We start from the raw sequence: 22939 nt of genomic DNA on the forward strand, positions 1-22939 counted from the left end.
AAAATCACACGGAATCAGGCGGGGCGGGCCCGTGTTCGTTACGGCGCGCCGGGCCGGAGCCGGGCCAGCACGCCCGTCTGCTGCAGCAGCGAGAAGCGGTCCGGCACACCCCAGTGCTCGGTGATCCGGCCGTCGACCACCGCTGCGATGTCCACGACAGTGAGCTCGACGGGCTTGCCGCTCGGAGGGCCGAAAAACGGCCCGGTGTTGGTTCCGCGGCCACGGAACCGCACCCAGGACACGGTACCCCGGGTGGCCCAGTCCTCCAGCTCGTAGCGCAGGTCCGGCATCGCCTCATGGACCTGCGTGATTGCCTTCTTGACGTGGGCAATTGCGTCAGCACCCCGGCCTTCGAGGCCGAACTGATGCTCAATCAGATCCGCTGCGCACAGCTCATCCACCACGGCGGTGTCTCCGCGGGCGAAGCCTTCAAAGAGGATCCTCCGCAGTACTTGCACTCCCTCGGGCAGGTTGTCCGCGTGCATACCCGGCTCCTAGGGTAGTTGCTTCTTTTCTCCGACGATACGGCGCGGAAACGCCGCGGGAAAAGACCGGAGCAGGGAACGGACATGGCCGGGCAAAACAAAGGGAGGGACCGAGCCGGGCTAGCGGCTTACGGTCCCTCCCCTGGCTGTGAGGATGTTTAGGCGTCGACGACGATCGCGGTGATTGCCGGCGTGCGGTTGTAGAAGCGGCGCATCCAGTTGGCGACGGCGCGTTCAATCACGTCTTCGAGGTCCTCGCTCTTGGGTCCGCGGCGGTTGCCGGCGGCAGCGTTGGCCAGGGCCTTCTCCACCGCTTCCTCGGCCTTGCGCAGGTCCTCGGGCTTGCACGTGAAGCCCTTGGTGAAGAACTCGGCGGGCTCTGCGATCGTGCCGGTGTCGGCGTCGACCAGGGCCAGGACCGTGACGGCACCTTCTTCGGCGAGCTGCCGGCGTTCCTTCAGCGTGTCTTCGGTGGTGTGGCCGACACTGTCGCCGTCCACGAACACCAGGCCCACGGTGTGCTGGCCGGAGATCGTGGCGCGGCCGCGGCGCAGGTCGACCGTCGTGCCGTTTTCGGCGATGACGACGTCGCGCGCATCCATGCCGGTCTCCACCGCGATGGCGGCGTTGGCCTTGAGGTGGCGCCATTCACCGTGCACCGGCATAACGTTGCGCGGCTTGACGATGTTGTAGCAGTAGGCCAGTTCACCGGCACTGGCGTGGCCGGAGACGTGCACCTTCGCGTTGCCCTTGTGGACCACGTTGGCGCCGAGCTTCGTCAGGGCGTTGATGACTCCGTAGATGGCGTTCTCGTTGCCCGGGATCAGCGAGCTGGCCAGCAGCACGGTGTCACCCTCGTGGATGCGGATCTGGTGGTCCTTGTTGGCCATGCGGGACAGCGCGGCCATGGGCTCGCCCTGCGAACCGGTGCAGATCAGGACGACCTTGTGGTCATCGGTGCGCTGCAGGGACTTGAAGTCGACCAGGATGCCCTTGGGGATCTTCAGGTAGCCGAGCTCCTCCGCGATGGTCATGTTGCGGACCATCGAGCGGCCCACGAAGGAGACCTTGCGGTTGTAGCGCTCGGCGGCGTCGATGACCTGCTGGATGCGGTGGATGTGGCTGGCGAAGCTGGAGACGATGATCCGGCGCGGAGCGGTGCGGAACACGGTATCGATGGCCGGGGCCAGTTCCTTTTCCGACGCCATGAAGCCGGGGACCTCGGCGTTGGTGGAGTCAGTCATGAACAGGTCCACGCCCTCCACGCCCAGGCGTGCGAAGCCGGTGAGGTCGGTGATGCGGCGGTCCAGCGGGAACTGGTCCATCTTGAAGTCGCCGGTGTGCAGGGCCAGTCCGGCCGCGGTGCGGATGGCAATGGCCAGACCGTCCGGGATGGAGTGGTTCACGGCAAGGAATTCGAGGTCGAAGCCGCCGATGGTGCGGCGGTCGCCTTCCTTGACCTGGATCAGCTTGGGCTTGATCCGGTGTTCCTTCAGCTTGGCCTCGATGAACGCCAGGGTCAGCTTGGAGCCGACGATGGGGATATCGGAGCGCTCGCGCAGCAGGTAGGGCACGCCGCCGATGTGGTCTTCGTGGCCGTGCGTCAGGACCACGGCGACGACGTCGTCCAGGCGGTCGCGGATGGCGGTGAAGTCCGGCAGGATCAGGTTTACGCCCGGGTGTTCTTCTTCGGGGAAGAGCACGCCGCAGTCAACGATCAGCAGCTTGCCGTCGAATTCGAAAACGGTCATGTTCCTGCCGATTTCGCCAAGGCCGCCGAGGTTCATGACGCGCATGGTTCCCTTGGCTAGTTCCCGGGGGGCTTTCAGGACGGCAGGTGTTCTATTCACGGATGAGGGTTCTTTCGTTGGGGATCGGATTGCAAGGTGGAACGGCAGCCGTACGGCGGCATTCCGGAAGTCTGTGGTGCGGCCAGAACAGGGCCGACAGCTGTTGTGCTTCTTTCATTCTATTGACTTTTCCGGCGCGCCGGGGACACCGGGCTCTTCCGGAGAGTCCCGGGCGCGTTCCGAGCGTGTCCTGCCGGCCTTCTGCGGGGCTTTTCCGCGCGGCTTTAACCCGGTTTCGCGGGGCCTTAGGCCCGCTGGAGGGCGTTCTTCTGTGAGCGGTTGATCCCGGTGCTGCGGCCGCAGTTGGAGCAGGTAAACGCATAGCGGCGGCTGGTGGTGAACACGGGGATGAAGAAGAGCGTCAGCCGGTTGGCGCGCTCTTCCACACGCTGCTCCGCATAGGCACCGCAGTACTGGCAGGTGGCGGGACGGGAAAAGAGGGTGCGGAGCACGGTTTTGAATCCAATGAGCACGAACATCCGACCACTCTACGTCCGGGAGGCAGGCAGCGGCACGGGGACACGCGGGTTTTACTAAGGTTGCTTAGCAATGGGGCCGTTGGATATCTTTCCCGCATGGAAGACCCCTGCCCCGGCCTGGAGTACCTTCTGCCGCTGAAGTGGTCCGAGGACTCCGGGCTGGATGAGCTGGCGGACTATCTGGGACTGCTCAGCGGGCACACGCGCGTCCTGGTGGTGGACGGCTCCGACGAGGACCTGTTTGCGGCCCATGCCCGCGCTTTCCCAGCCGGGGTGCGCCATTGCCGGCCCGGGCATCCGGAGTGCCGGAACGGGAAAGTCGACGGCGTCCTCACCGGCATCGCTCTGGCCGAGGGTGAATATCTCATCATTGCCGACGACGACGTCCGCTACACGCCGCAGCAGCTGGACCAGGTGGGCGTACTGCTGGGGGACGCCGACGTCGTCCGTCCGCAGAACTACTTTGCTTCCCCGGCTGCACTGCCCTCTCCCCTGCCCTCTGCCCTGCGCTCTCCCCTGCGCCCTCCCCTGCGCCCTGCCCTGCCCTGGCACGCCCGGTGGGACACCGGCCGGATCTTGCTGAACCGTGCGTTCGGGGCAGACTACCCGGGAACGCTTGCGGTGCGGACCGCGGTGCTGCAGCGGACGGGCGGCTACAGCGGGGATGCGTTGTTCGAAAACCTCGAGCTGCTGCGCACGGTCCGCGCGGCCGGCGGAACCGAGGTACGCGCCGATGACCTGTTTATTGCCCGGCTTCCTGCCTCCACGGCTCAATTCTTCCGCCAGCGGGTACGCCAGGCCTATGACGATCTGGCCCAGCCGCTGCGGCTGGCTGCCGAGTTGTCCCTGCTTCCGGTGCTGTGCTGGAGCGCCCGGAAGCCTCTGCGCCTGGCAGCATTTGCCGTTTCCGTCACGGCCGCAGCTGAATACGGCCGCCGGCGCGACGGCGGCCGTCGGGTATTCGCGGCGTCGTCGGCACTTTGGGCTCCGTTGTGGGTTCTCGAGCGGGCGGTGTGTGTCTGGTTGGCGGCGGCGTGGCGGCTGCGCGGAGGGGTGCCGTATTCCGGGACGCGGCTGAAGACGGCGGCACATTCGGTGCGCTGGATCCGGAGGTCGCTTCGGGGTTGAGCCCAGTGGGTCTGCGAGCGCCGCCAGGTTGGGTGGGATGGATGCGCGATCTGCCCTGATGGGTGCCCGACCCATTCGTGAACGCGATGGCATCGTTGGGGTCGGGGCAGCGTCGGGCGTCATCGCCGGGGTCAGCTGGGGGTCAGCTGGCGGCGTCGGGTCCGTTACCAGTTACCGATGTGACCCGCGCCGGTGCCGCGTTAGGGACGGGGTGTCGGGTCCCTGCCGCAACGCTTCCCGCGTGCCCGCCCGCACTGGTTTCCGCGCACCATAGATCCCGCCGGCAAGGAGTCCGCCCAAGTACCGGATTTTGGTGTCCCCGCGCACCTATGCGGAATTCCTACCGCAACGCCTCCCCCACGGCGAAGGCCATTGGGTGTTCGGGGATCCGCTTAGAGGCACCCCTCGCCGGTGCTGGTTAGCGGAGCGGCGGGTGTCGTCCCCTGCCGCAAGGCTTCGACATGCTCCGCTGGGGCGGAAAACAGGTAGTACTTCGGGTATTTGTTTCCTTCCTATGCCTGCCTGCGGCCGATAAACTCGAACACATGTTCGAATACTTTGCCTCTGAAGGACACGGCGGACGTGACACGTCCCCGGTCAGCAGTGCGTTGGTGAACACGTGGGTTGAGGCGCTTGGAGAAGACGCCGATTCTAATCAGCAGCCCGACGCCGAACTTATCGACCGAATACGTGCCCTGGAGGAATTGAAGGCAGCGGCATCGGCGGCGCAGGCCCGGGCCGCAGCCGCGTTTGATGCCTCCCAGCGGCGGAAACAGGCTTTGGAGGAAGTCCCGAGGGAAAAGCAGGGCTGGGGTGTGGCCTCCCAGATAGCTCTGGCACGGAGGGAGTCGGCAAACCGCGGCGGTCGGCTGCTGGGTTTCGCTAAAGCGCTGACACAGGAAATGCCCTGCACCCTGCATGCACTGAGTCAGGGAAAGATCAGCGAATGGCGCGCGACACTGCTTGTGCGGGAGACCGCGTGCCTGAGCATCGAGGATCGGCAGCTTGTGGACCGGGAAGTGGCCGGCGATCCGGAGCTGCTGGAAACACTCGGAGACAGGCAAATCATTTCCCGTGCCAGGACTGCGGCATACCGACTGGATCCGCAGGCCGCCGTAAACCGGGCAGCGAAAGCCGCATCCGAACGTTTCGTCTCCTGCCGTCCTGCCCCGGACACCATGACCTATCTGACAGGCCTGCTTCCGGTAGCCCAGGGGGTGGGCGTGTACGCCGCCCTGTCGCACGAGGCTGACCGGCTTACAGCTGCCGGGGACGGCCGTACCCGAGGCCAGATCATGGCCGACACCCTAGTGGGACGGATTACCGGACAGGCATCCGCGGATGCTTTGAGGGTGGAGGTGCAGCTGGTGATGACGGACAGGACGTTGCTCGCCGGAGAGTCGGAACCGGCTTTTGTCCCCGGGTATGGTCCGGTTCCGGCACAGTGGGCAAGGGATCTTGTCCGTGGTCGAAATCAGGGCAGCGGCAAGGGCAAAGACCAGGGGCAGGACCAGGGCCAGGCACAGAACCGCAGCGACACCGGAGCGGACACCACCGACAACACCGACAACACCGCCGAGGAATACGGTATCGGGGAACATGACGGTATCGGGGACAGGGGTAACAACAGCCGCCAGGCTCAGAGCAGGAAACGCTTGAAGGACAGGAATGTACAAAGCTTCATCCGCCGGCTCTATACGGCGCCGGAAACCGGCGAACTGGTTGCAATGGATGCCAGGGCACGTTTGTTCCCAACCTCCCTGGCCCGGTTCATAGCTGCACGGGATCAGACCTGCCGGATGCCGTGGTGCGGTGCACCGATCCGGCACTTCGACCACATCCGGCGGCATAGTGCAGGGGGTCGTACCAGAGTCGGAAACGGACAGGGACTTTGCGAGGCGTGCAACCTTGCGAAGGAAGCACCAGGCTGGACGGCCCGGGAGACCAAACCTCCCGGCGTAGCTGGACATACCGTGGAGACGTCCACCCCTACCGGGCATACCTACCGCTCCACGGCGCCGCCGTTGATCGGCGGTCCCTTCGAGGCGGATTCCTCGGCTGCCGAAAGGGTGATGGCCGACCTGATCTGGGCGGCATAGCCCGGGCGCGTCGTTGGATACTGTCCCCGTCGTTGGATACTGTCCCGCGTCGTTGGATACTGTCCCCACCTGCGCTCGCCGACTGTCCCTTAGTCCCCCGTCCCACGGCCACAGGTAGGCTGTAGGGATGGCCAGATACTTTGACGTACACCCGGAAAACCCGCAGCCCAGGGCTATCAACCAGATTGTCAACCTGCTCGAATCCGGCGGTCTGATCGCCTACCCCACCGACTCCTGCTACGCGCTGGGCGTGCAGTTGGGCAACCGTGAAGGGCTGGAACGGATCCGCCAGATCCGGCAGCTGGACGAGAAGCACCACTTCACCCTGGTCTGCCGCAACTTCGCCCAGCTGGGACAGTTCGTGCAGCTGGACAACTCGGTGTTCCGCAGCATCAAGGCCGCCACCCCCGGAAGCTACACCTTTATCCTCCCCGCGGTGAAGGAAGTACCCAAGTGGCTGCTCCAGCCCAAGAAGCGGACAGTCGGCGTACGTATTCCGGACAACACAGTGGTGCAGTCGATTCTGGACGGCCTCGGCGAACCGCTGCTTTCCAGCACGCTGCTGCTGCCCGGAGACGAGGATCCCATGACCCAGGGCTGGGAAATCAAGGAGCGCCTGGACCACCAGGTGGATGCCGTCATCGATTCCGGATTCTGCGGCCCGGAACCCACTACCGTCATCGATTTCTCCGGCGATACCCCCGAGATCGTCCGGCGCGGAACCGGGGATCCGACACCCTTCGAGTAACCCCTGACGCGGAACCGTTATCGGTTCCTGCGGTTGACTCTCCCTTGGCGCGCGCGAAGTCTGACACGCGTCAAGGGGGAATCATCGCTACGCTCTCGCAGGGGAACCCACATGAAGAAGACGGCTAAAACACTATCAACGGCGATATTGAGTATCTGCGTCCTGGCAGGATGCGGCGTGGGTACCGGATTTCCGGGCATGATCGGCGGGACGGGAAATCCCACCGGCTCCCCCGGACCCACCAAAACATCCACGCCCACCCCAACTCCAACTTCGTCCCCCACCTCGTCCCCCACCGGCACGCCGACGACGACGGCCACACCGTCACCAACTCGAACCCCCACCCCGTCACCAACGGACGACGGCGGCGGTCAGGGCGACGACGACGCCGTCAACGTAATCCTGATGGTCGGCGACGGCATGGGGACCGCGCAGCGGGACGCCATCCGGCTGGCCTCGGTGGGCCTGACCGGTGAACTGGCTATGGATTCACTGCCCGAAGTAGGACGGGTCCATACCAACTCTGCAGATCCGGGCACCTTTATTACTGACTCGGCCGCTGCCGCCACATCCATGGCCACGGGAGTGAAGACCTACAACGGCGCCATCGGGGTGGACCTGCAGCAGCAGCCTGTGGCCTCGGCCCTCGAAATCGCCGAACGGCTCGGAAAGTCCTCCGGACTGGTCACCACGGCCCAGGTCACGGATGCCACCCCCGCAGCCTTCGGCTCCCACGTGCTGGACCGGGACGAACAGAGCGCCATCGCCGCCCAGTACCTGCGCAGTTCCCACCCGGAAGTCATCCTCGGCGGCGGCGAGGACTACTGGTACCCGGCGGGCAACCCGGGCCGGCTGCCCGACAACCCCGCGGAGGACGAGTCCGAGGAGAGCGCCGGCACCGAGGGCAACCTGGTGGAAGAGGCGCAGGACCTGGGGTATGAATACGTCTGGGACCTGCCCGGCCTGCAGGCGGCAGAGGGCGACATGCTGCTCGGTCTTTTCGCCAACGAGGAAATGTTCCAGTACGGAGACGACGTCGTAGAGGCTTACGAACCCACGGTTCCGCTGACCGAGATGACCCGGAAAGCCATCGACGTCCTGAACAACAACCCGGATGACAACGGCTTCTTCCTGATGGTGGAGGAAGAGGGCATCGATGCCATGAGCCACGTCAACAACGGCGCGCTGACCATCGAGTCCGGCATCGAATTCGACAACTCGGTGGCCTTGGCCAAGGAGTTCGCCGAGCAGGACGGGAACACCCTGCTGATCACGGTGGGCGACCACCAGACCGGCGGCATGACCATCGAACCCCTGGGCGATGCTTCCAACCCGGACAGCCCGGTGCAGGAAGGGCCGTTCGACGTCGCCAACTCGGACCAGCAATTCCAGATCGACTGGACCACCGGCGGCCACACGGGCGACGACGTACCACTGACGGCCATGGGACCGGGCGCCGAGATGCTGACCGGAGTGTACGAAAACACCCGCATCTTCGATGTGATGGTCTCCGTCATGCGCTCCGGCACGGAACGCGACTTTGACCTCCAGGCCCACCGCGGCGGCCGTGGTGAGAACACCGAAGAATCGCTGACCGCCTTCGCACGTGCGCTGGAACTCGGGGTGACCACCCTGGAACTGGATGCAGTCCTGACCGAGGACGGGCGGGTGATTGTCTGGCACGACGACATCATCCTGGCCGCAAAGTGCGCCGACACCGCACCGGCCACGGCCGGGGACCCGGAGTTCCCCTATGTGGGCGACCGCGTGGCGGAGTTGAGCCTGGCCCAGGTGCAGACCCTGGACTGCGGCTACGTTCAGCTGCCGGGCTACCCGGAGCAGGATGTGGCTGAAGGCAACCGGATTGCCGAGCTGAGCGACGTCTATGACCTTGCCCGGGAGTACCGCGCACGCGGCATCCGGTTCAACGTCGAGACAAAGGTTGAAGACGGCCAGGCCGGCGGACCGCGCAGTGTCGCCCTGACGGAGGCTGTGGTGGAGGTGGTCCGGGATGCCAACCGGGAACGCCGCACCACCATTCAGTCCTTCGACTGGTCCACCCTGAACCTCGTTGACCGGATTGCACCGGAGCTAACACTGGTGGCCCTGGCGAGCACCCCGGAGGACCTGGGCGTCGGCCAGCCGGGGGCGGCCCCGCAGCTGGGCGGGATCGACATTGACGACTTCGGCGGTTCCGTGGCCCTTGCCGCCGCGGCCCAGGGCTACGACGTGCTCTCCCCCATCTTCACCACGGTCACGGCCGAGATGATTGCCGAGGCACACGAGCGCGGGATGCCCGTCATCCCCTGGACGGTCAATGAGGTGGCCGATATGCACCGGCTCATCGACCTGGGTGTGGACGGGATCATCACCGACTACCCCACCCGGCTGCGCGCAGTGATGGCGGAGCGGGGCTTCGATCTTCCCCGGGCCTACGGCCGCTGAGTGCCGAAAGGACTCCGGCAGCAAAGGACAGCTAAACACCGGACACCGTGCCGGGACCGAAGCGTCGGTCCCGGCACGTGCCTGTCCGGCGCAGGGTCCGGCGGGGACGGCCGCCCGCCCGGCACGGCCCCCCGTTTCGGCGGCACACAGCCCGGATGGCATGCTGAAGGGATGCCCGGTCTCTATATCCTTCCCTCCAGCTGGCTGCTCGATGCGACCCCTGAAGCGGTCTGGCAGACAGTCGCCAGCCCGGAAATGAGCTGGCCGCAATGGTGGCCCGGCTGCACGCTCCAGGAACTTGCCACCTGCCCGGACGCCGAAACAACAGATCCGACTGCGGAACTGCTGGCCACTACCGCCCGCCTGCAGTTCCGCGCTTCCCTGGGCTACCGGCTGTCCATCACCATCCGCCCCACCAACGCGGTCCGGCCGCGGATCATAGAGTTCGACGCCGGTGGAGACCTGGCGGGCACCGGACGGATCCGTCTGTTCCCCGTGCCGGCAGCCGATCCCGCCGAGGCAGGCAGGGAGCCGGAGCAGACCCGGATGGACATTGACTGGCGGGTCCGGCCCACCCGGGCCTGGATGCGGGTGCTCACCCCCGTGGCCCGGCCGGCCTTCACCGCCGCCCACGCGCTGCTTATGCGGCAGGGTGAACGGGGCCTGCGCCGGGAACTGGCTCAGGCCACCCTTCGCGGGCGCCCGAACAGCGTCCTGACGCCGGGCGAGTAATGCACAGTGTCCGGCGGCCCTTCGACGGGAAGGCCGGCGGCAGGCACCAGTTCGTCGTGGAGGTGCGTCACCCGGGCCGGATGCAGCGGCCACGGACGGTGTGAGTTGGGGATGAACACCGTCCTGCCGGCGAAAACCGCGTGCAGTCCGAACCGCGCCGTGAGCAGCAGGGACAGGGAGTCGTTCGCCTGCCGGCCGTAGTCCGGGACCACGGCGAAAGTCGAGCGGGCCTGCTTCCCGAAGCGCTCGACGTCGTATCCCAGGCCCCAGCCGGAGCGCGTGGGACGGCAGCGGGACCAGATGTACGGGATGTGCAGCGAGCGGGCAGCCAGCACCGGTGCAAGCCGGGAGGCGTCCAGGGTCAGGAAAAGCACCCCGCGGCTGCCGTCCCGGCCGCGTGAATACAGGCGGACATTGACCTCGGTGAAGGAGCCGAAATACGGGACGGGGACCCTTCCGATCAGCCGGGTCTCCGGTGCACGGAAACCTACCAGGCCTACCCAGGTGGACCCGTGGAAGACATCCGGTTCGACGCCGGGCGGCATGTACGGCGCCGCGGCGGAGGGATCAATACGCCAGTGGAGGAAGACAGCAGCGGCCCAGGTCTGGGCCATCAGCAGGGGCCCGGCCACCCGGGGACCGGCGGGCCAGGGATCCTTGACGCCGTGGATAATCGCCTCCATGGCGCCAAAGTAGCAGCGCCCCCGCCGGGCGGAAAGAGTCAGACCGCCGTATCCGGCCGTTCTTCGCCGAAGCGTTCCACGGCCGTCTTCCGGCGGATGCGGTCCAGCCGGTTGATCACCGGTGCCGCCGTGATCCCGTGCAGCACGATGGAGGAGGCCACCACCAGCCCGAGCAGCCCCCAGAGCTGCTCGGCACCGTCGAAGTTCCCCTTACCCAGCGCGTAACCGAGGTAATACAGGGAGCCGATACCGCGGACTCCGAAGAAGGCGATCGCCATCCGCTCCCGGGGGCCCGGCTTGCCGCCCAGCAGGCCCAGCCATCCGGCGAGGGGCCGGACCACGAGCAGGAACGCGGCGGCCACCAGCACCTCGCGCCAGCCGACGCCGGAGAGCAGTCCGCGGGCAATGGCGCCGCCGAGCAGCAGCAGCAGGACTACGGTCATCAGCCGCTCCAGCTGCTCCACGTAGCTGTGGAGCACCCGGTGGTAGCCGTGCGTGCGTTCCGCGGCACGGATGGTGACCGCGCAGACGAAAACGGCAATGAAACCGTAGCCGTCCAGCATCTCGGTGATCCCGTAGGCCAGGAAGGTGGCCGCCAGGGCCACGAAGCCTTCGGAGTGGTTGGAGAGGCGGATGCTTTCGAGCCGTGCGGAGAAGAAGAGGCGGCTCAGGACCTTGCCCGTGGCGAGGCCCAGGAGGACGCCCATACCTATCCGCCAGAAAACGTCCACGGCGATCCAGTGCGGGAACCAGTCCGACGGCGCCGTCCCCACCACGCTCATGCCGATGGCGAGGTACACAAACGGGAAGGCCAGGCCGTCATTCAGCCCGGCTTCGGAGGTCAGGCCGAACCGGACCTCGTCCTCGGCTTCGCCCTCCGAGTCCTCTTCCTCATCGTCGGCGGGTTCACCTACCTGGACCTCGGAAGCCAGGACCGGATCAGTCGGGGCCAGGGCCGCGGCCAACAGGATGGCCGCCGCCAGGCCGACTCCAAGGACCCAGAGGTTCAGCAGGGTCAGGCCCAGCAGGCTCAGCGGCATGGCGATGCCCAGCATCCGCCAGGTAGTGGACCAGCGCCGCCAGCCGACCGGCCGGTCCAAGGCCAGTCCCGCGCCCATCAGGGAAATGATCACGCACACCTCGGTGAGATGCGTGGTGAATTCTCCGTAGCGCACCGGATCCGGATCCGGCAGGTCCTTCAGGAGGCTGAACGCCAGGATCCCCGCACCCAGGAACACCATGGGCATGGAAACCGGTACATTGCGCAGCACCTTGGGCAGCACGGCTGCGAGGAAAACTGCTAGGCCGGCTGCAAAAAAGACAAGGCTGGGTCCGTCAAACACGCCCCGACATTACCGGGGCATCGGGCGCCCCGACAGATGCCGCGCCGGAACCGGTGCCGGAGTCCGCTACGCCTCGCGGATGGTGACCTGCCCCGGGTCCGCTCCTTCGGCCCCGAACACGAGCCAGCGGGTGGCAATCTTTTCGGTGAAGAACCGGTCGTGGCTGACCACAATGACGGCGCCGGGGAAATGCAGCAGGGCACGTTCCATGACCTGGGTGCTGGACATGTCCAGGTGGTTGGTGGGTTCATCCAGCAGCAGCACGGGAGCACCGGAGAGCAGGCACTGGGCCATTGCAACGCGGGCACGCTGTCCGCCGGAGAGGTTGCCGATCTTGGAGGTCAGGTCCGCCTCGGAGAACTGGAACATCGTCAGGAACCGGTTGACGGACTTTTTCGTGGCGCTGAAGGCAAGGGATCCGGGCAGCGAGTTGACCGCGTGGGTGACGGTGTCGGCGTCGTCGAGTTCCGCCAGCATCCTGTTGTAGGACACCATGGCGGGGCCCTTCGGCCAGGCGACATCTCCGGCGTCGGGCTGTTCTTCGCCGGTGAGCACGCGCAGCAGCGTGGTCTTGCCGCTGCCGTTGGTGCCGGTGACGGCGATCCGGTCCCCCTTGTTTACCTCGAAGCTCAGGTCCTCGAAGAGCACCTTCTCGCCGTAGGACTTGGAGACACCGCGGACGCGGCCCAGCACGTCCTTGACGTGCAGCCCGTCATAGATGCCGGTGATGATTTCATCCACCGGCCGCGGCGCACGGGATTTCTTGATGCGGGCCAGCTGGGTGCTCAGCCGCCCGCCTGCCTTGGCGGCCTCGCGGCGGTCCGCGATGCCTTCGGCTTCGAAGGCCAGCAGTTCGGCCTCGTGGACAAACTGCGCCTGGAGGTTCTTCAGCCGGAACTGCTTCTGCACCACGTACTCGGCAAAGTTGCCCGGGTATTCGTGCAGGTGGAAGTTCTCCACCTCCACAATGCGGGTGACGACGGCGTCGAGGAACTTCCGGTCGTGCGAGACGATGATTGCCGCGCCCCGGAAGTCGCGGAACCAGCCCTCGAGCCATTCGACGCCGGCCACGTCCAGGTAGTTGGTGGGTTCGTCCAGCAGGAGGACATCGGGCTGTTCCAGGAGGATCTTCGCCAGCGCCGCGCGGTTCCGCCAGCCGCCGGAAAGGGCGTCGATGGGGCAGGTGCGGTGCGCTTCGGTGAACCCGAGCGTGGTGAGCACGGTGTCGATGCGGCGGGGATAGTCCCAGCCGTCGAGCCGGTCCATGGTTTCGAACAGTTCCGACTGGCGCCGGATCAGCCGGTCCATTTCCCTGCCCGCCGGATCGGCGGCAATGGCTTCGTCAATTCCGGCCAGCTCGGCCTCGACGTCCTTGATCTCGGTAAAGACGGAGTCCAGGACCTCGGCGATGCTGGACTGTCCGTCCAGTTCGGAGAACTGGGAGAAGTAGCCGATCTTCACGCCCGCTTCCACCGTCACGGTGCCGGAGTCCGGCTGCACCTGGTCCAGGACCAGCTTCAGAATGGTGGACTTGCCCGAACCGTTCCGGCCAATCAGTCCGATCCGGTCCTTGGGCTCGAGACGCAGGAACGCTTCGCGCAGGACCTGCTTGTTCTCGAAGGAAGTGTTGACGTCCTGCAGCCGGATCAGGCTCATGGTGTCCTCTCAAAGGGGTTGGTTCCTCGCCCCGCGGGACAACGACCATTCATCCTACCGGCTGCGGCCGGCCTGCCGGCCCGGACTTAGCCGCAGAGGGTGTAGCCGGCTTCGGGGCGGCGGTTGAGGTACGCGGAGGTGTCAACGTAGCTGCCCATGTTGCGGGGGCGGGTGACGGCGCGGCGGCCCGTGGAGACGTAGCTGCCCTCGGAACGCGGGGTTCCCTGCGTGCAGTCATAGCGGGTGGTGTACGTGCCCCGGCGGCGGGTCCGGGCAGCCGTGGCGTTGACGGAGGGGGCGCTAACGGCGGGGGCGGACTCAGCAGCTGCCGTGTGGGTGGCGGCGGGGGCGGACTCAGCAGCTGCCGTGTGGGTGGCGGCGGTGGTTCGGTTGATCAGGGTGGTCAAGGTGTCTCCTCAGTTGATGCTTGGGCTGAGACTCGGGCCGGGACGAGGTCGTTTTGGGCAGGGATGAGCCCGGTTGGTGCGTCGCCGTTGATAGTGCCCGCCGTGGGTATGGGCGGTGGTGCGCTCTTAGCCGGCGGAGGAATCCGCCTGCTATGCGCAGGTGCTGCAGATGCCGCTGAAGGTTACTTCGGCGGCCAGTACGGTAAAGCCGGAATCGTCTGACGGGGTCAGGCAGGGTGCCTGGCCGATCACGCAGTCGACGTCCTTGATGGCTCCGCAGCGGATGCAGACCAGATGGTGGTGGTTGTCCCCCACCCTGGACTCGTACAGTGCAGGCGAACCCGCGGGTTCAACGCGGCGGGCCAGTCCGGCTTCGGTGAAGGCGGACAGGATGCCGTAGACAGCCTGGGCGGAAATGCCCGGAAGTTCCCTTCGGACGGAGGCCAGGACGCTGTCGGCACTGGAATGCGGTGCCTGCTGCAATGTTGCCAGGACGGCAACCCGCTGTGACGTGGATTTCAGCCCCGCTGACCGGATGTTCCCGGCCAGGGTTTGTGCTGAATCCGTCGCTTCCTGCATACCAAAAACACTACCAGTTGTTTTGATTCACTCCAGACAACTATGCCCCTTTTGCGCTGTGATTCCGGACGCTGTGACGGGCGGCGCAGGAGGAGCTGCCGCAGGACGAGCTGACGCGGGACGGCCTCCCGGGATGGCGTTTCCCGAATCCCGGGAGGCCCTAGCGAGCGGTTCGTTACTTATCCGTCCGGGGACCGAACTCAAGGTTCACGTCCCGGATCTGATAGGTGTGCTCGATTGATGCGGGCGCGGACCGCCGCAGCCAGTCAAACCGAATATTGAGACAAGGCCCGCGACGGACGCGGCCGTAACTTTCTTCTTCATGTACGTTTCCCCCTAGGTGGGCCCGTCCGGTAGGGGCCCGGTTAGCTGTTTCCGCCGACGTGTCTACGCGTCCCGGGACCCGGTTTCGGCCGGCGGCTGCATAGACCCACAAAACATGGCATACCGGTACGATGCGGGAGTGCATTGATACGGGCAAAACCCCATTAGTTCCTTTCACACCGAGTGCTTATCCTCCAAAGGAGCCGGCATGCCGAAGTCCACAGCAGCAGTCTGGGAGGCCGTTCACGCTGAGCGGCGGCGCCTCGCGGCGGACCTCTCCCCGCTGCGGCCCGAACAATGGGAGGTACCCTCGCTCTGTCCCGGGTGGAGCGTCCACGATGTCCTGGCCCATCTCATTGATACGGCACGCACCGGCAGGGTCGGGTTCGTCCGCGGCATGCTCGGGGCACGCCTTGATTTCGACCGGCAGAACCACCGCGGCGTCCTTCGGGAAAAGCGGCAGGACCCGCAGGACACTGTCCGCGCACTGAGGGAAGTATCGGAACTTACCCGGACGCCGCCGGTCAACCTGGCAACCCGCCTTGTTGAAGCGATCGTGCACGGAGAGGACATCCGCCGACCCCTCGGCCTCGTCGGAAGCTATCCGGAACCTGCCGTTATCCAGGCCCTTGCCTACCAGGTCCGCACCCCCGTTGCTTTCGGCGGAGGACGTGAGCGGGCTGCGGGCCTGCGGCTGGTCGACCGCCGCACCGGGGCGGACTGGGGTGCGGGTGCCGAGGTCGAAGCCGATGCCCTGGACCTGCTGCTCTTCGTGTCCGGGCGCCCGGTGGAGCTCGACCTGCCCGCATAGGGGACGATGGGAAAGGAAAGCATTACATCACCGTAAGGACGAGGACCATGGGCACTTTGAAAGAGCAGCTGCAGGCGGACATGAAGACGCACATGAAAGCGGGCAACCGGACGGCCCTGACCACCGTGCGCAACGTGCTGGGTGAAATCACCACGCGGGAAAAGTCGGGCAAATCTCCGGTGGAGCTCGACGATATCCAGATCGTGTCCCTGCTCCAGAAGGAAGCAGCCAAACGACGCGACACGGCCCGGATCTACACCGAAGCCGGCGAAGCGGACCGCGCAGCCTCCGAGGTCGCGGAGGCGGAGATCATCGAGGCCTACCTGCCCGCGCCCCTGTCCCGCGCCGACGTCGAAGCCATTGTGGAGGAGGCCATCGCAGCTCTGCGGGCCGGCGGCGAGGAACCCTCGATGCGGCAGATGGGACAGGTCATGAAACCCGTCACCGCCAAGGTGGCAGGACGGTTTGACGGCAAGGCAGTGAGCGAAATCGTGCGGTCCCGCCTGGCCTGACCGGAGCGTGATCCCCCGCTGTTACTCTGGTTGCTGAACGCTCATTCTGCTGATCCAACAATCCGGAGGTACAGGTGCCCGCAACCGGCACGGGCCAGCGCCTGCTGGACTCCGCCACGGAGGCCTTCGCGGCGAAGGGCTTCCACGGCACCACCACCCGGGACATTGCGACGGCGGCCGGGGTAACCCCCGGCGCCGTCTACGTGCATCACCGCTCCAAGGAGGAGCTGCTGTACAGCATCTCCCGGCACGGGCACGAGCGCACCCTGGAACTGGTCCGCTCCGGTGCCGCCTCAAGCAGCGATCCGGTGCAGCAGCTGGGGACCATGGTTCGGGACTTCGTGCAGTGGCAGGCAGCCAACCGCACCAAGTCCAGCGTGGTCAACTTCGAGCTTGCCGCCCTCACCGAGGATCACCGGGCCGAGGTGCTGAAGATCCGCCGGTCCGTGGACGCGGAGTTCCGCGCCGTCGTCGACCGCGGACGCCGGGAAGGCGTGTTCGACGTCGAGGACACCGGCCTGGCCGTCCTGGCCCTGCTCTCGCTCTGCGTCGATGTGGCCCGCTGGTACCGCGGCGACGGCCGGCTGACCGCCGCAGAGATCGGCGAACACCACAGCCGGCTGGCGCTGCGAATGCTGGGCGCTGCCGGAGCGTCGTGATCAGGCAGTACCTCCCGTCTCTCTAGCCTGTGCCCCGGAACCGGCGGCATACTGGAAGCCGGATCCTCACTGGAATCGAGGTGCAGCATGGCTGAACTGACGACGCTGGTCTCCGGGATCGGCATGGGCGAATCGGCCCGCTGGCATGGCGACGAACTCTGGTTCGCTGACTGGATGGCCGGCACCATCTCTGCGCTGGACTCCGGCGGCTCTGTGCGGCGTGTGACGGCCGTGCCGTCTTTTCCGATCAGCTTTGACTGGCTCCCGGACGGGCGGATGGCGGTGGTTTCCGGCACGGATGGAGCGGTCCTGCTGGAAGTGCCCAATGCCGGGCTGGTCCCGCACGCAGACCTCAGTGGCCTCTCAAGCTATCCCTGGAATGAAATCGCCGTCCATCCCACCGGCAACATCTACGTCAACGGCACGGGTTACGACTATTCGGCTGCCCCGCAGGCCAGCGGCCTCATTGCACTCATCCGGCCGGACGGCTCCGTGGAACAGGTGGCCGACGGGCTGGCATTTCCCAACGGCATGCTCGTTTCGGACGACGGCGGCACGCTGGTGGTGGCCGAATCCAACGCCGGCCGCCTCGCAGCCTTCGCCATCGACGACGACGGCGGCCTCACGCCTGCCGGGGAATGGGCAGCGGTCTCCGGCAGCGCACCGGACGGCATCTGCTGGGACGGAACCGGCGGCATCTGGTTCGCCGAGGTGCCGGGCGAACGCTGCGTCCGCGTCCGGGAGGGCGGGACCGTGGTGGAAACGGTGGAACTGGACCAGGGCTGCTTCTCCTGCGCCATCGGCGGCAATGACGGCGGACTGCTGTTTATGCTGACGGCCCGGTGGCCGGAGGTGATGGATCCGGGCACCTCCGGCACGGGGCAGGTCCTGGGCCTGCGGGTCCGTTAGGTCCTTGCCCCGGGACGCTCCCTAGGCGAACGCGGACAGCCCCGTGATGTGCCGGCCCAGGATCAGCGACTGCATGGAGTCGGTCCCCTCGTAGGTGAACACCACCTCCATGTCGGTCAGGTGCCGGGCCACATGGTTTTCCAGGAGCAGGCCGTTGCCGCCCATGATGTCGCGTGCCTCCGAGCAGACCCAGCGGCCCTGCCGGGCGGCAAACATCTTGGCCATCGATGCCATGGGTCCGGTCATCTTCCCCTGGTCGCCGAGCTCGTTGAGCCGGAAACAGGTCAGCTTGATCGCGGTGACCTGGGCAAGCATGTTCGCCAGCTTGTTCTGCACCAGCTGGAACCCGGCGATGGGCCGGCCGAACTGCACCCGGTCCTTGGCATAGGCCACGGCAATCTCGTAGGCGGCCACCGCGTGTCCGAGTGCCTCCCATGCGACTCCCCCGCGGGTGGCGGCGAGCACCTTGTTCACATCCTTGAAGGAGTTGCAGTTTTGAAGCCGGTTCGCCGCGGGAATGCGGAGGTCTTCGATGACGATGTCGGGCTGCAGCACCGCACGCTTGCCGATCTTGCCGGTGATCACGTCGGCCCGGTACCCGGCGGGATGGTTGCCGTCGGCATCCTTTTCCATAACGAACGCCTTGACTGCGCCGTCGGCTTCGTCGCGGGCATAAATGATCACGATGTCGGCAAAGCTCGCGTTGCCGATCCACCGTTTGTTGCCGTTCAGGACGTAGGAATCGCCGTCGCGCCGGGCGGTGGTTTCGAGCGACACCGAATCGGATCCGTGGGTGGGCTCCGTGAGGGCAAACGCGCCGATCTTCTCAAACCGGGCCATGGCGGGCAGCCAGCGCTGCTTCTGTTCCTCGCTCCCAAGCATGTCGATGCTGCCCATGGCCAGCCCGGAGTGCACACCGAAGAACGTATTGATGGAGCCATCACCCCGGGCCAGTTCCGCGGCCGCCGTGGAGGCGGCCATCCGGCTCAGGCCCGGGCAGCCGTACCCCTTGATCGTGCCCCCGGCGATGTTCAGCGCCGCAAGCTTCGGCACCAGCTCGAACGGGACCTCTGCCCGTTCCCAGTAGTCGTTGATGACGGGCAGCAGATCGTTGTCCACAAACGCCCGGACCCGGTCCCGGACGTCGCGGGCCTCGTCGTCCAGGAGCTCGTCGAGGAGGTAGAGGTCGGCGTCGATCCCGTCCAATGCCGTGGGATCGAAAGCGGGACGCTCGGACTGTGTGACGGTCATGGGGACTCCTGGGTTCACTAACTAATCGTTCAGTTAGTATGACCGGCGTCACAGGGGAGGTCAAGGGTGGGGCGCCGTCGGCAGCTCTGCGGCTGCCCGACGGCGACTGCGACGAGGTCCTGATGTCCCTGTCGCTCACTGAGGAAGAATCCTTAGTGGATAGCCACGCCACCAGGCAGTTCGTTGGTGGGCCGGCGGACGAAGAACGACGCCGCGACCGCCACCAGGGAAACAACGGCTCCCCAGAAGAAGGCAGTGTGCACACCCGAGGCGGCAGCGGAGGCCGCTGGCGCGCCGTCGGCCAGGGCCGCCGTCGTACCGGTGGTCATCAGCGTGATGAAGACGGCCGTGCCGGCGGCACCGGCAAGCTGCTGCAGCGTGTTGATGATGGCACTGCCGTGGGAGTACATGGACTTGTCCAGCGAGCCCAGTGCCGAGGTGAACAGCGGAGTGAAGATGAAGCCCAGCCCGGCATTCAACAGGCAGTGCATCACGATCACGAGGCCAACAGGCGTTTCGTCGGTCAGCAGCGTCATTCCCCACAGGGCGGCACTGAGTACCACGGCGCCGGGAATCACCAGCGGGCGGGGACCGAAACGATCAAACAGGTTGCCCACAATCGGCGAGAGGATGGCCATCACGGCGCCGCCGGGAAGCAGCAGCAGGCCGGTGTGGAGCGTGTCCAGGCCCAGCACGTTCTGCAGGTAGAGCGGCAGGACGATCAGGCAGCCGAAGAGCGCCATCATGGACACCAGGACCATCAGGATGGCGACTACGAAGGGCTTGCTGGTGAAGGTGCGCAGGTCCATAAGGGCGCTGTCGGTACGCTGGAGCACCAGCTGGCGCATAACGAATCCGGCCATGGCCAGGACGCCGACCGAAAGCGGGATCCAGAGCGGCATCAGTTCCTTGCCCTGCGCAGCTTCCCCGATGCTGCTGAGGCCGAAGATGAGGCCGCCGAAGGCAAAGGTGGACAGCACGATGGAGAGGACATCGAACGGAACGCGCTTGGTTTCGGTGAGGTTCTGCACCTTCATGGCACCCAGGGCCAGTGACAGCAGGGCAATGGGCAGAACCAGCCAGAACATCCAGCGCCAGTCGAGGGCGTTGAGGATGATGCCGGAGACCGTGGGCCCGATGGCCGGCGCCACGGCGATGACGATGGAAATGGTGCCCATCATCTGGCCGCGCCGGTGTGCCGGAACAGCGTTGAGCACCGTGGTCATCAGCAGGGGAAGCATAATGGCCGTGCCGCCGGCCTGGATGACCCGGCCGCCCAGCAGGGTGCCGAACCCGGGTGCCAGCGCCGCCAGCAGTGTTCCGGCACTGAACAGGGACATGGCGGTCAGGAACAGCCCGCGCATGGAAAAGCGCTGCAGCAGGAAGCCGGTGGCGGGAATGACCACTGCCATGGTCAGCATAAAGCCGGTGGTCAGCCACTGGGCGGTTCCTGCAGTGATCTCCAGGTCCGCCATCAGCCGGGGCAGCGCCACGCTCATGATGGTTTCGTTCAGGATGACCACGAACGAGGAGACGAGCAGCAGCCCGATCACGGTCTTGGTGCGGGGGTCCAGGGTGCCCGGCTTGGCTGCAGCGGTCCGGGAAGTTGCGGCACTGGGCACGGGTTTTGCGGAGGGGTCGATACTCAAGGAAACGAAAGTCCTATTCATGGTGCGTGGGCGCCGCAGCGGATGCGCCGGGCGCGGGGACGGACGGCACTTCAGCGGGCCTGGCCTGCAATCCTATGCGGTGGCCGACGGCGGCCGGGATCCACGTGTCCGTTTGCCCGGCGTGTCCGGCCGGAAATTCGCCCAGCGCTGAACCGGCTGCCGGCTAGAATCCGGTGACCAGCAGTCCGAACCCCAGCACAAACAGCACCACCAGCCAGCAGCCGCCCGCTATTGCGGCCGCTGCCGTGAGCACCAGCGACACCCAGGGGCGCTGGAACCGGTTGCGGATCCAGTCGAAAACCAGCGGGGCGGACACAAGCAGCATGAGGGCCGAGGCCAGGATCAGGGCCAGCAGCACTATCGCCTGGACGGTTTCGGGAAAGATCCAGAGCTGCAGCACGACGACGGCGACGGCCAGCACCGCGGCCGCAGCCGACTGCACCAGCCAGGCAACGCCGAGATGCGGCCAGGATTCCACGTTCTTGCTCATGTTGGGGAAGTCTAGTGGCGATCCGGGCGGTCCATGGTGACGGTGCGCAGATCCAGGCGGCGCAGCACACGGTCCACGGCCTCCGGATCCATGCCGCGCTGGCGGCGGGCCTCGAGTACTTCCCGGCGTGCAGCGTCCATGGCTTCGCGCTGGACCACGTCCATGACCTCGAGGGTTGCCTTCCGGTCCAGCATTTTCTGCGATTCATCCTCTTCGTCGCTCTCCAGCATGAAGTGCAGCGAGGCCATCCGCTTGCCCAGGGCGGCGCGGCGGTCCGGCGGCAGCTGCTGGATGGCTGCCGAACGCTTCATGGTCTCGACGGCGACCCGTTCGGCCCGGAGCGCGAGTTCGCGTTCCATCCGGTCGGCCTCTTTATGGTCGTTAGGCAGCTTCAGGGCCCGCATCAGCCACGGCAGCGTCAATCCCGGTATCACCAGGGTCACCACCAGGACCGCGCACGCGCAGGCCACCACGAAGTTGCGTCCGGGCAGTGCCTCGCCGGCGAGCGTGGTGCCCGGCAGGGCGAGGGCCAGCGCCAGGGTCGCCAGACCGCGCATACCGCACCAGGACAGGACCAGGACCTCTTTCAGCGAACCCGGGACATGGTTCTTCTCGGCCCCGCCCATCCGGTAGATCGCCATCATCCACAGGAACCGGACCAGCAGAACCGCGGCACACACTGCCAGGATCCCGGGGATGAAGCTCAGCAGCTGGGCCCCTTCGTCCTCGATGATGTACCGCATCTCGATTCCCACCAGGCCGAACGCGGCACCGGTGGTCAGCAGCTCCACTACGTCCCAGAACGCGGTACGGGTCAGGCGTTCCTCGGAGTCCTGCGGACGGGCACGCCGGCCCAGTTCCAACGCAGTAACGACGACGGCGACCACTCCGGAGAAGTGCACTTCCTCGGCCAGCAGGTAAACGGCGAAGGGCGCAACGAGGGTGGACGCCGAACGGGCCACCAGGTTCGGCACGAAGCGGTTCAGGCTGCCGACAACCCAGGCCATCGCCAGGCCCAGCACCACGGCGCCGGCGGCGGCAATGAGGAAGTCCGGCACCACGTCCCAGCCCACGTGCCCGCCGCTTGTGCTCGCTGCAACGGCGGCCTGGAAGATGACAATGGCGATGGCATCGTTGAAGAGGCCTTCGGTCTGCAGCACCGTGATGAGCCGCCGCGGCATCCGGACCTTCCCGGCGACCGCTTCCACGGCCACCGGATCCGGCGGGGCAACAATGGCTCCCAGCGCAATTGCGGCGGGCAGCCCGAGCGCCGGCACCATGGCCCAGGAGACTCCGGCCACCACAGCCACGGTGACTGCCACCAGTGCCACGGCCAGCAGTACCAGGGAACGCCAGCGCAGCCGGAAAACCGACCAGGAGCTGCGCTGCGCGGCTGCGAAGAGCAGCGGCGGAAGGAACAGGGGAAGGATCAGTTCCGGGTTGATGTGCACCTCGGGAATGATCGGCAGGAAAGCGATGAGCGCCGAGGAGATCAGCATCAGTACGGGGTACGGAAGCCGGATGCGTTCACCGATGCCGGCGGCCAGGACCGTTCCGAAAAGCAGTCCTATCAGGAGTATCAGGAAATCCACCGGCTCAGCCGTCCGATCGGGGCTTGCTTCGAACCGACCTCGCCGCGTTGTCCATGTCTGCCCCTGCTTCTTCCGGATTTGTAAGTA

Annotated in this window: 21 protein-coding genes; 9 read left to right on the top strand and 12 right to left on the bottom strand. The window is 66.2% G+C overall.

What is annotated here, in order from left to right:
- Positions 1–38: 38 nt before the first annotated feature.
- From LOC60_RS07465 to LOC60_RS07475, 3 genes are all read right to left on the bottom strand, one after another.
- Positions 39–485 carry an ester cyclase gene (locus LOC60_RS07465; RefSeq protein ID WP_230024155.1) on the bottom strand — a complete coding sequence of 149 codons (447 nt, stop codon included), beginning with the start codon at positions 483–485 and terminating at the stop codon, positions 39–41.
- Positions 486–643: 158 nt separating this feature from the next.
- Positions 644–2281, bottom strand: coding sequence for a ribonuclease J (locus tag LOC60_RS07470; protein WP_230024485.1), 1638 nt, complete (start codon positions 2279–2281; stop codon positions 644–646).
- A gap of 299 nt (positions 2282–2580) precedes the next feature.
- Positions 2581–2814 carry a zinc-ribbon domain-containing protein gene (locus tag LOC60_RS07475; protein WP_230024156.1) on the bottom strand — a complete coding sequence of 78 codons (234 nt, stop codon included), beginning with the start codon at positions 2812–2814 and terminating at the stop codon, positions 2581–2583.
- A 96-nt stretch (positions 2815–2910) separates the two neighbouring features.
- On the opposite strand from LOC60_RS07475, the gene LOC60_RS07480 reads away from it, so the two are divergent.
- The 5 genes from LOC60_RS07480 to LOC60_RS07500 all read left to right on the top strand — a co-directional run bounded on the left by LOC60_RS07480 (position 2911) and on the right by LOC60_RS07500 (position 9966).
- Positions 2911–3942 (top strand): glycosyltransferase, encoded by a 1032-nt coding sequence (locus LOC60_RS07480; RefSeq protein ID WP_230024157.1) that lies wholly within the window; start codon positions 2911–2913, stop codon positions 3940–3942.
- A 545-nt stretch (positions 3943–4487) separates the two neighbouring features.
- A complete protein-coding gene (locus LOC60_RS07485) occupies positions 4488–6041 on the top strand; it encodes an HNH endonuclease (RefSeq protein WP_230024158.1) in 1554 nt (517 codons plus the stop codon).
- A gap of 127 nt (positions 6042–6168) precedes the next feature.
- Positions 6169–6789 carry an L-threonylcarbamoyladenylate synthase gene (locus LOC60_RS07490; RefSeq protein WP_230024159.1) on the top strand — a complete coding sequence of 207 codons (621 nt, stop codon included), beginning with the start codon at positions 6169–6171 and terminating at the stop codon, positions 6787–6789.
- A gap of 177 nt (positions 6790–6966) precedes the next feature.
- Positions 6967–9234, top strand: coding sequence for an alkaline phosphatase (locus LOC60_RS07495; RefSeq protein WP_230024160.1), 2268 nt, complete (start codon positions 6967–6969; stop codon positions 9232–9234).
- 171 nt (positions 9235–9405) lie between these two features.
- A complete protein-coding gene (locus LOC60_RS07500) occupies positions 9406–9966 on the top strand; it encodes a hypothetical protein (protein ID WP_230024161.1) in 561 nt (186 codons plus the stop codon).
- On the opposite strand, the gene LOC60_RS07505 is transcribed toward LOC60_RS07500, so the two are convergent.
- From LOC60_RS07505 to LOC60_RS07525, 5 genes are all read right to left on the bottom strand, one after another.
- The gene (locus tag LOC60_RS07505) at positions 9915–10649 is read right to left on the bottom strand and encodes a YqjF family protein (protein WP_230024162.1); all 735 of its coding nucleotides are present in this window, start codon (positions 10647–10649) and stop codon (positions 9915–9917) included. The two genes, LOC60_RS07500 and LOC60_RS07505, sit on opposite strands and share 52 nt — an antisense overlap.
- 38 nt (positions 10650–10687) lie before the next feature.
- Complete coding sequence (locus LOC60_RS07510) at positions 10688–11992, bottom strand: cation:proton antiporter (RefSeq protein ID WP_230024163.1); 1305 nt, start codon at positions 11990–11992, stop codon at positions 10688–10690.
- 66 nt (positions 11993–12058) lie between these two features.
- A complete protein-coding gene (locus LOC60_RS07515) occupies positions 12059–13648 on the bottom strand; it encodes an ABC-F family ATP-binding cassette domain-containing protein (RefSeq protein WP_230024165.1) in 1590 nt (529 codons plus the stop codon).
- A gap of 86 nt (positions 13649–13734) precedes the next feature.
- Positions 13735–14055: a hypothetical protein gene (locus LOC60_RS07520; RefSeq protein WP_230024166.1), complete on the bottom strand. Its 321-nt coding sequence runs from the start codon at positions 14053–14055 to the stop codon at positions 13735–13737.
- A gap of 150 nt (positions 14056–14205) precedes the next feature.
- Positions 14206–14634 carry a Fur family transcriptional regulator gene (locus LOC60_RS07525; protein ID WP_230024167.1) on the bottom strand — a complete coding sequence of 143 codons (429 nt, stop codon included), beginning with the start codon at positions 14632–14634 and terminating at the stop codon, positions 14206–14208.
- A 532-nt stretch (positions 14635–15166) separates the two neighbouring features.
- On the opposite strand from LOC60_RS07525, the gene LOC60_RS07530 reads away from it, so the two are divergent.
- The 4 genes from LOC60_RS07530 (at position 15167) to LOC60_RS07545 (ending at position 17849) form a co-directional block, all read left to right on the top strand.
- The gene (locus LOC60_RS07530; protein ID WP_230024168.1) at positions 15167–15769 is read left to right on the top strand and encodes a maleylpyruvate isomerase family mycothiol-dependent enzyme; all 603 of its coding nucleotides are present in this window, start codon (positions 15167–15169) and stop codon (positions 15767–15769) included.
- 47 nt (positions 15770–15816) lie between these two features.
- Positions 15817–16281, top strand: a complete 465-nt coding sequence (locus LOC60_RS07535; RefSeq protein ID WP_230024169.1) for a GatB/YqeY domain-containing protein — start codon at positions 15817–15819, stop codon at positions 16279–16281.
- 74 nt (positions 16282–16355) lie between these two features.
- Positions 16356–16940 (top strand): TetR/AcrR family transcriptional regulator, encoded by a 585-nt coding sequence (locus LOC60_RS07540; RefSeq protein WP_230024170.1) that lies wholly within the window; start codon positions 16356–16358, stop codon positions 16938–16940.
- Positions 16941–17027: 87 nt separating this feature from the next.
- Positions 17028–17849 carry an SMP-30/gluconolactonase/LRE family protein gene (locus LOC60_RS07545; RefSeq protein ID WP_230024171.1) on the top strand — a complete coding sequence of 274 codons (822 nt, stop codon included), beginning with the start codon at positions 17028–17030 and terminating at the stop codon, positions 17847–17849.
- 21 nt (positions 17850–17870) lie between these two features.
- On the opposite strand, the gene LOC60_RS07550 is transcribed toward LOC60_RS07545, so the two are convergent.
- The 4 genes from LOC60_RS07550 to LOC60_RS07565 form a co-directional block, all read right to left on the bottom strand.
- Positions 17871–19100, bottom strand: coding sequence for an acyl-CoA dehydrogenase family protein (locus LOC60_RS07550; protein ID WP_230024173.1), 1230 nt, complete (start codon positions 19098–19100; stop codon positions 17871–17873).
- A gap of 152 nt (positions 19101–19252) precedes the next feature.
- Entirely contained in the window at positions 19253–20770 is a 1518-nt protein-coding gene (locus LOC60_RS07555) for an MDR family MFS transporter (RefSeq protein WP_442860398.1), read from the bottom strand.
- Between the two features lie 163 nt (positions 20771–20933).
- Positions 20934–21260, bottom strand: a complete 327-nt coding sequence (locus LOC60_RS07560; protein WP_230024174.1) for a hypothetical protein — start codon at positions 21258–21260, stop codon at positions 20934–20936.
- 11 nt (positions 21261–21271) lie between these two features.
- Positions 21272–22852, bottom strand: coding sequence for a Na+/H+ antiporter (locus LOC60_RS07565; protein WP_230024175.1), 1581 nt, complete (start codon positions 22850–22852; stop codon positions 21272–21274).
- Positions 22853–22939 lie beyond the last annotated feature (87 nt).

It is taken from the genome of Arthrobacter sp. zg-Y769 (genome assembly GCF_020907405.1).
Lineage (GTDB): Bacteria > Actinomycetota > Actinomycetes > Actinomycetales > Micrococcaceae > Arthrobacter_B.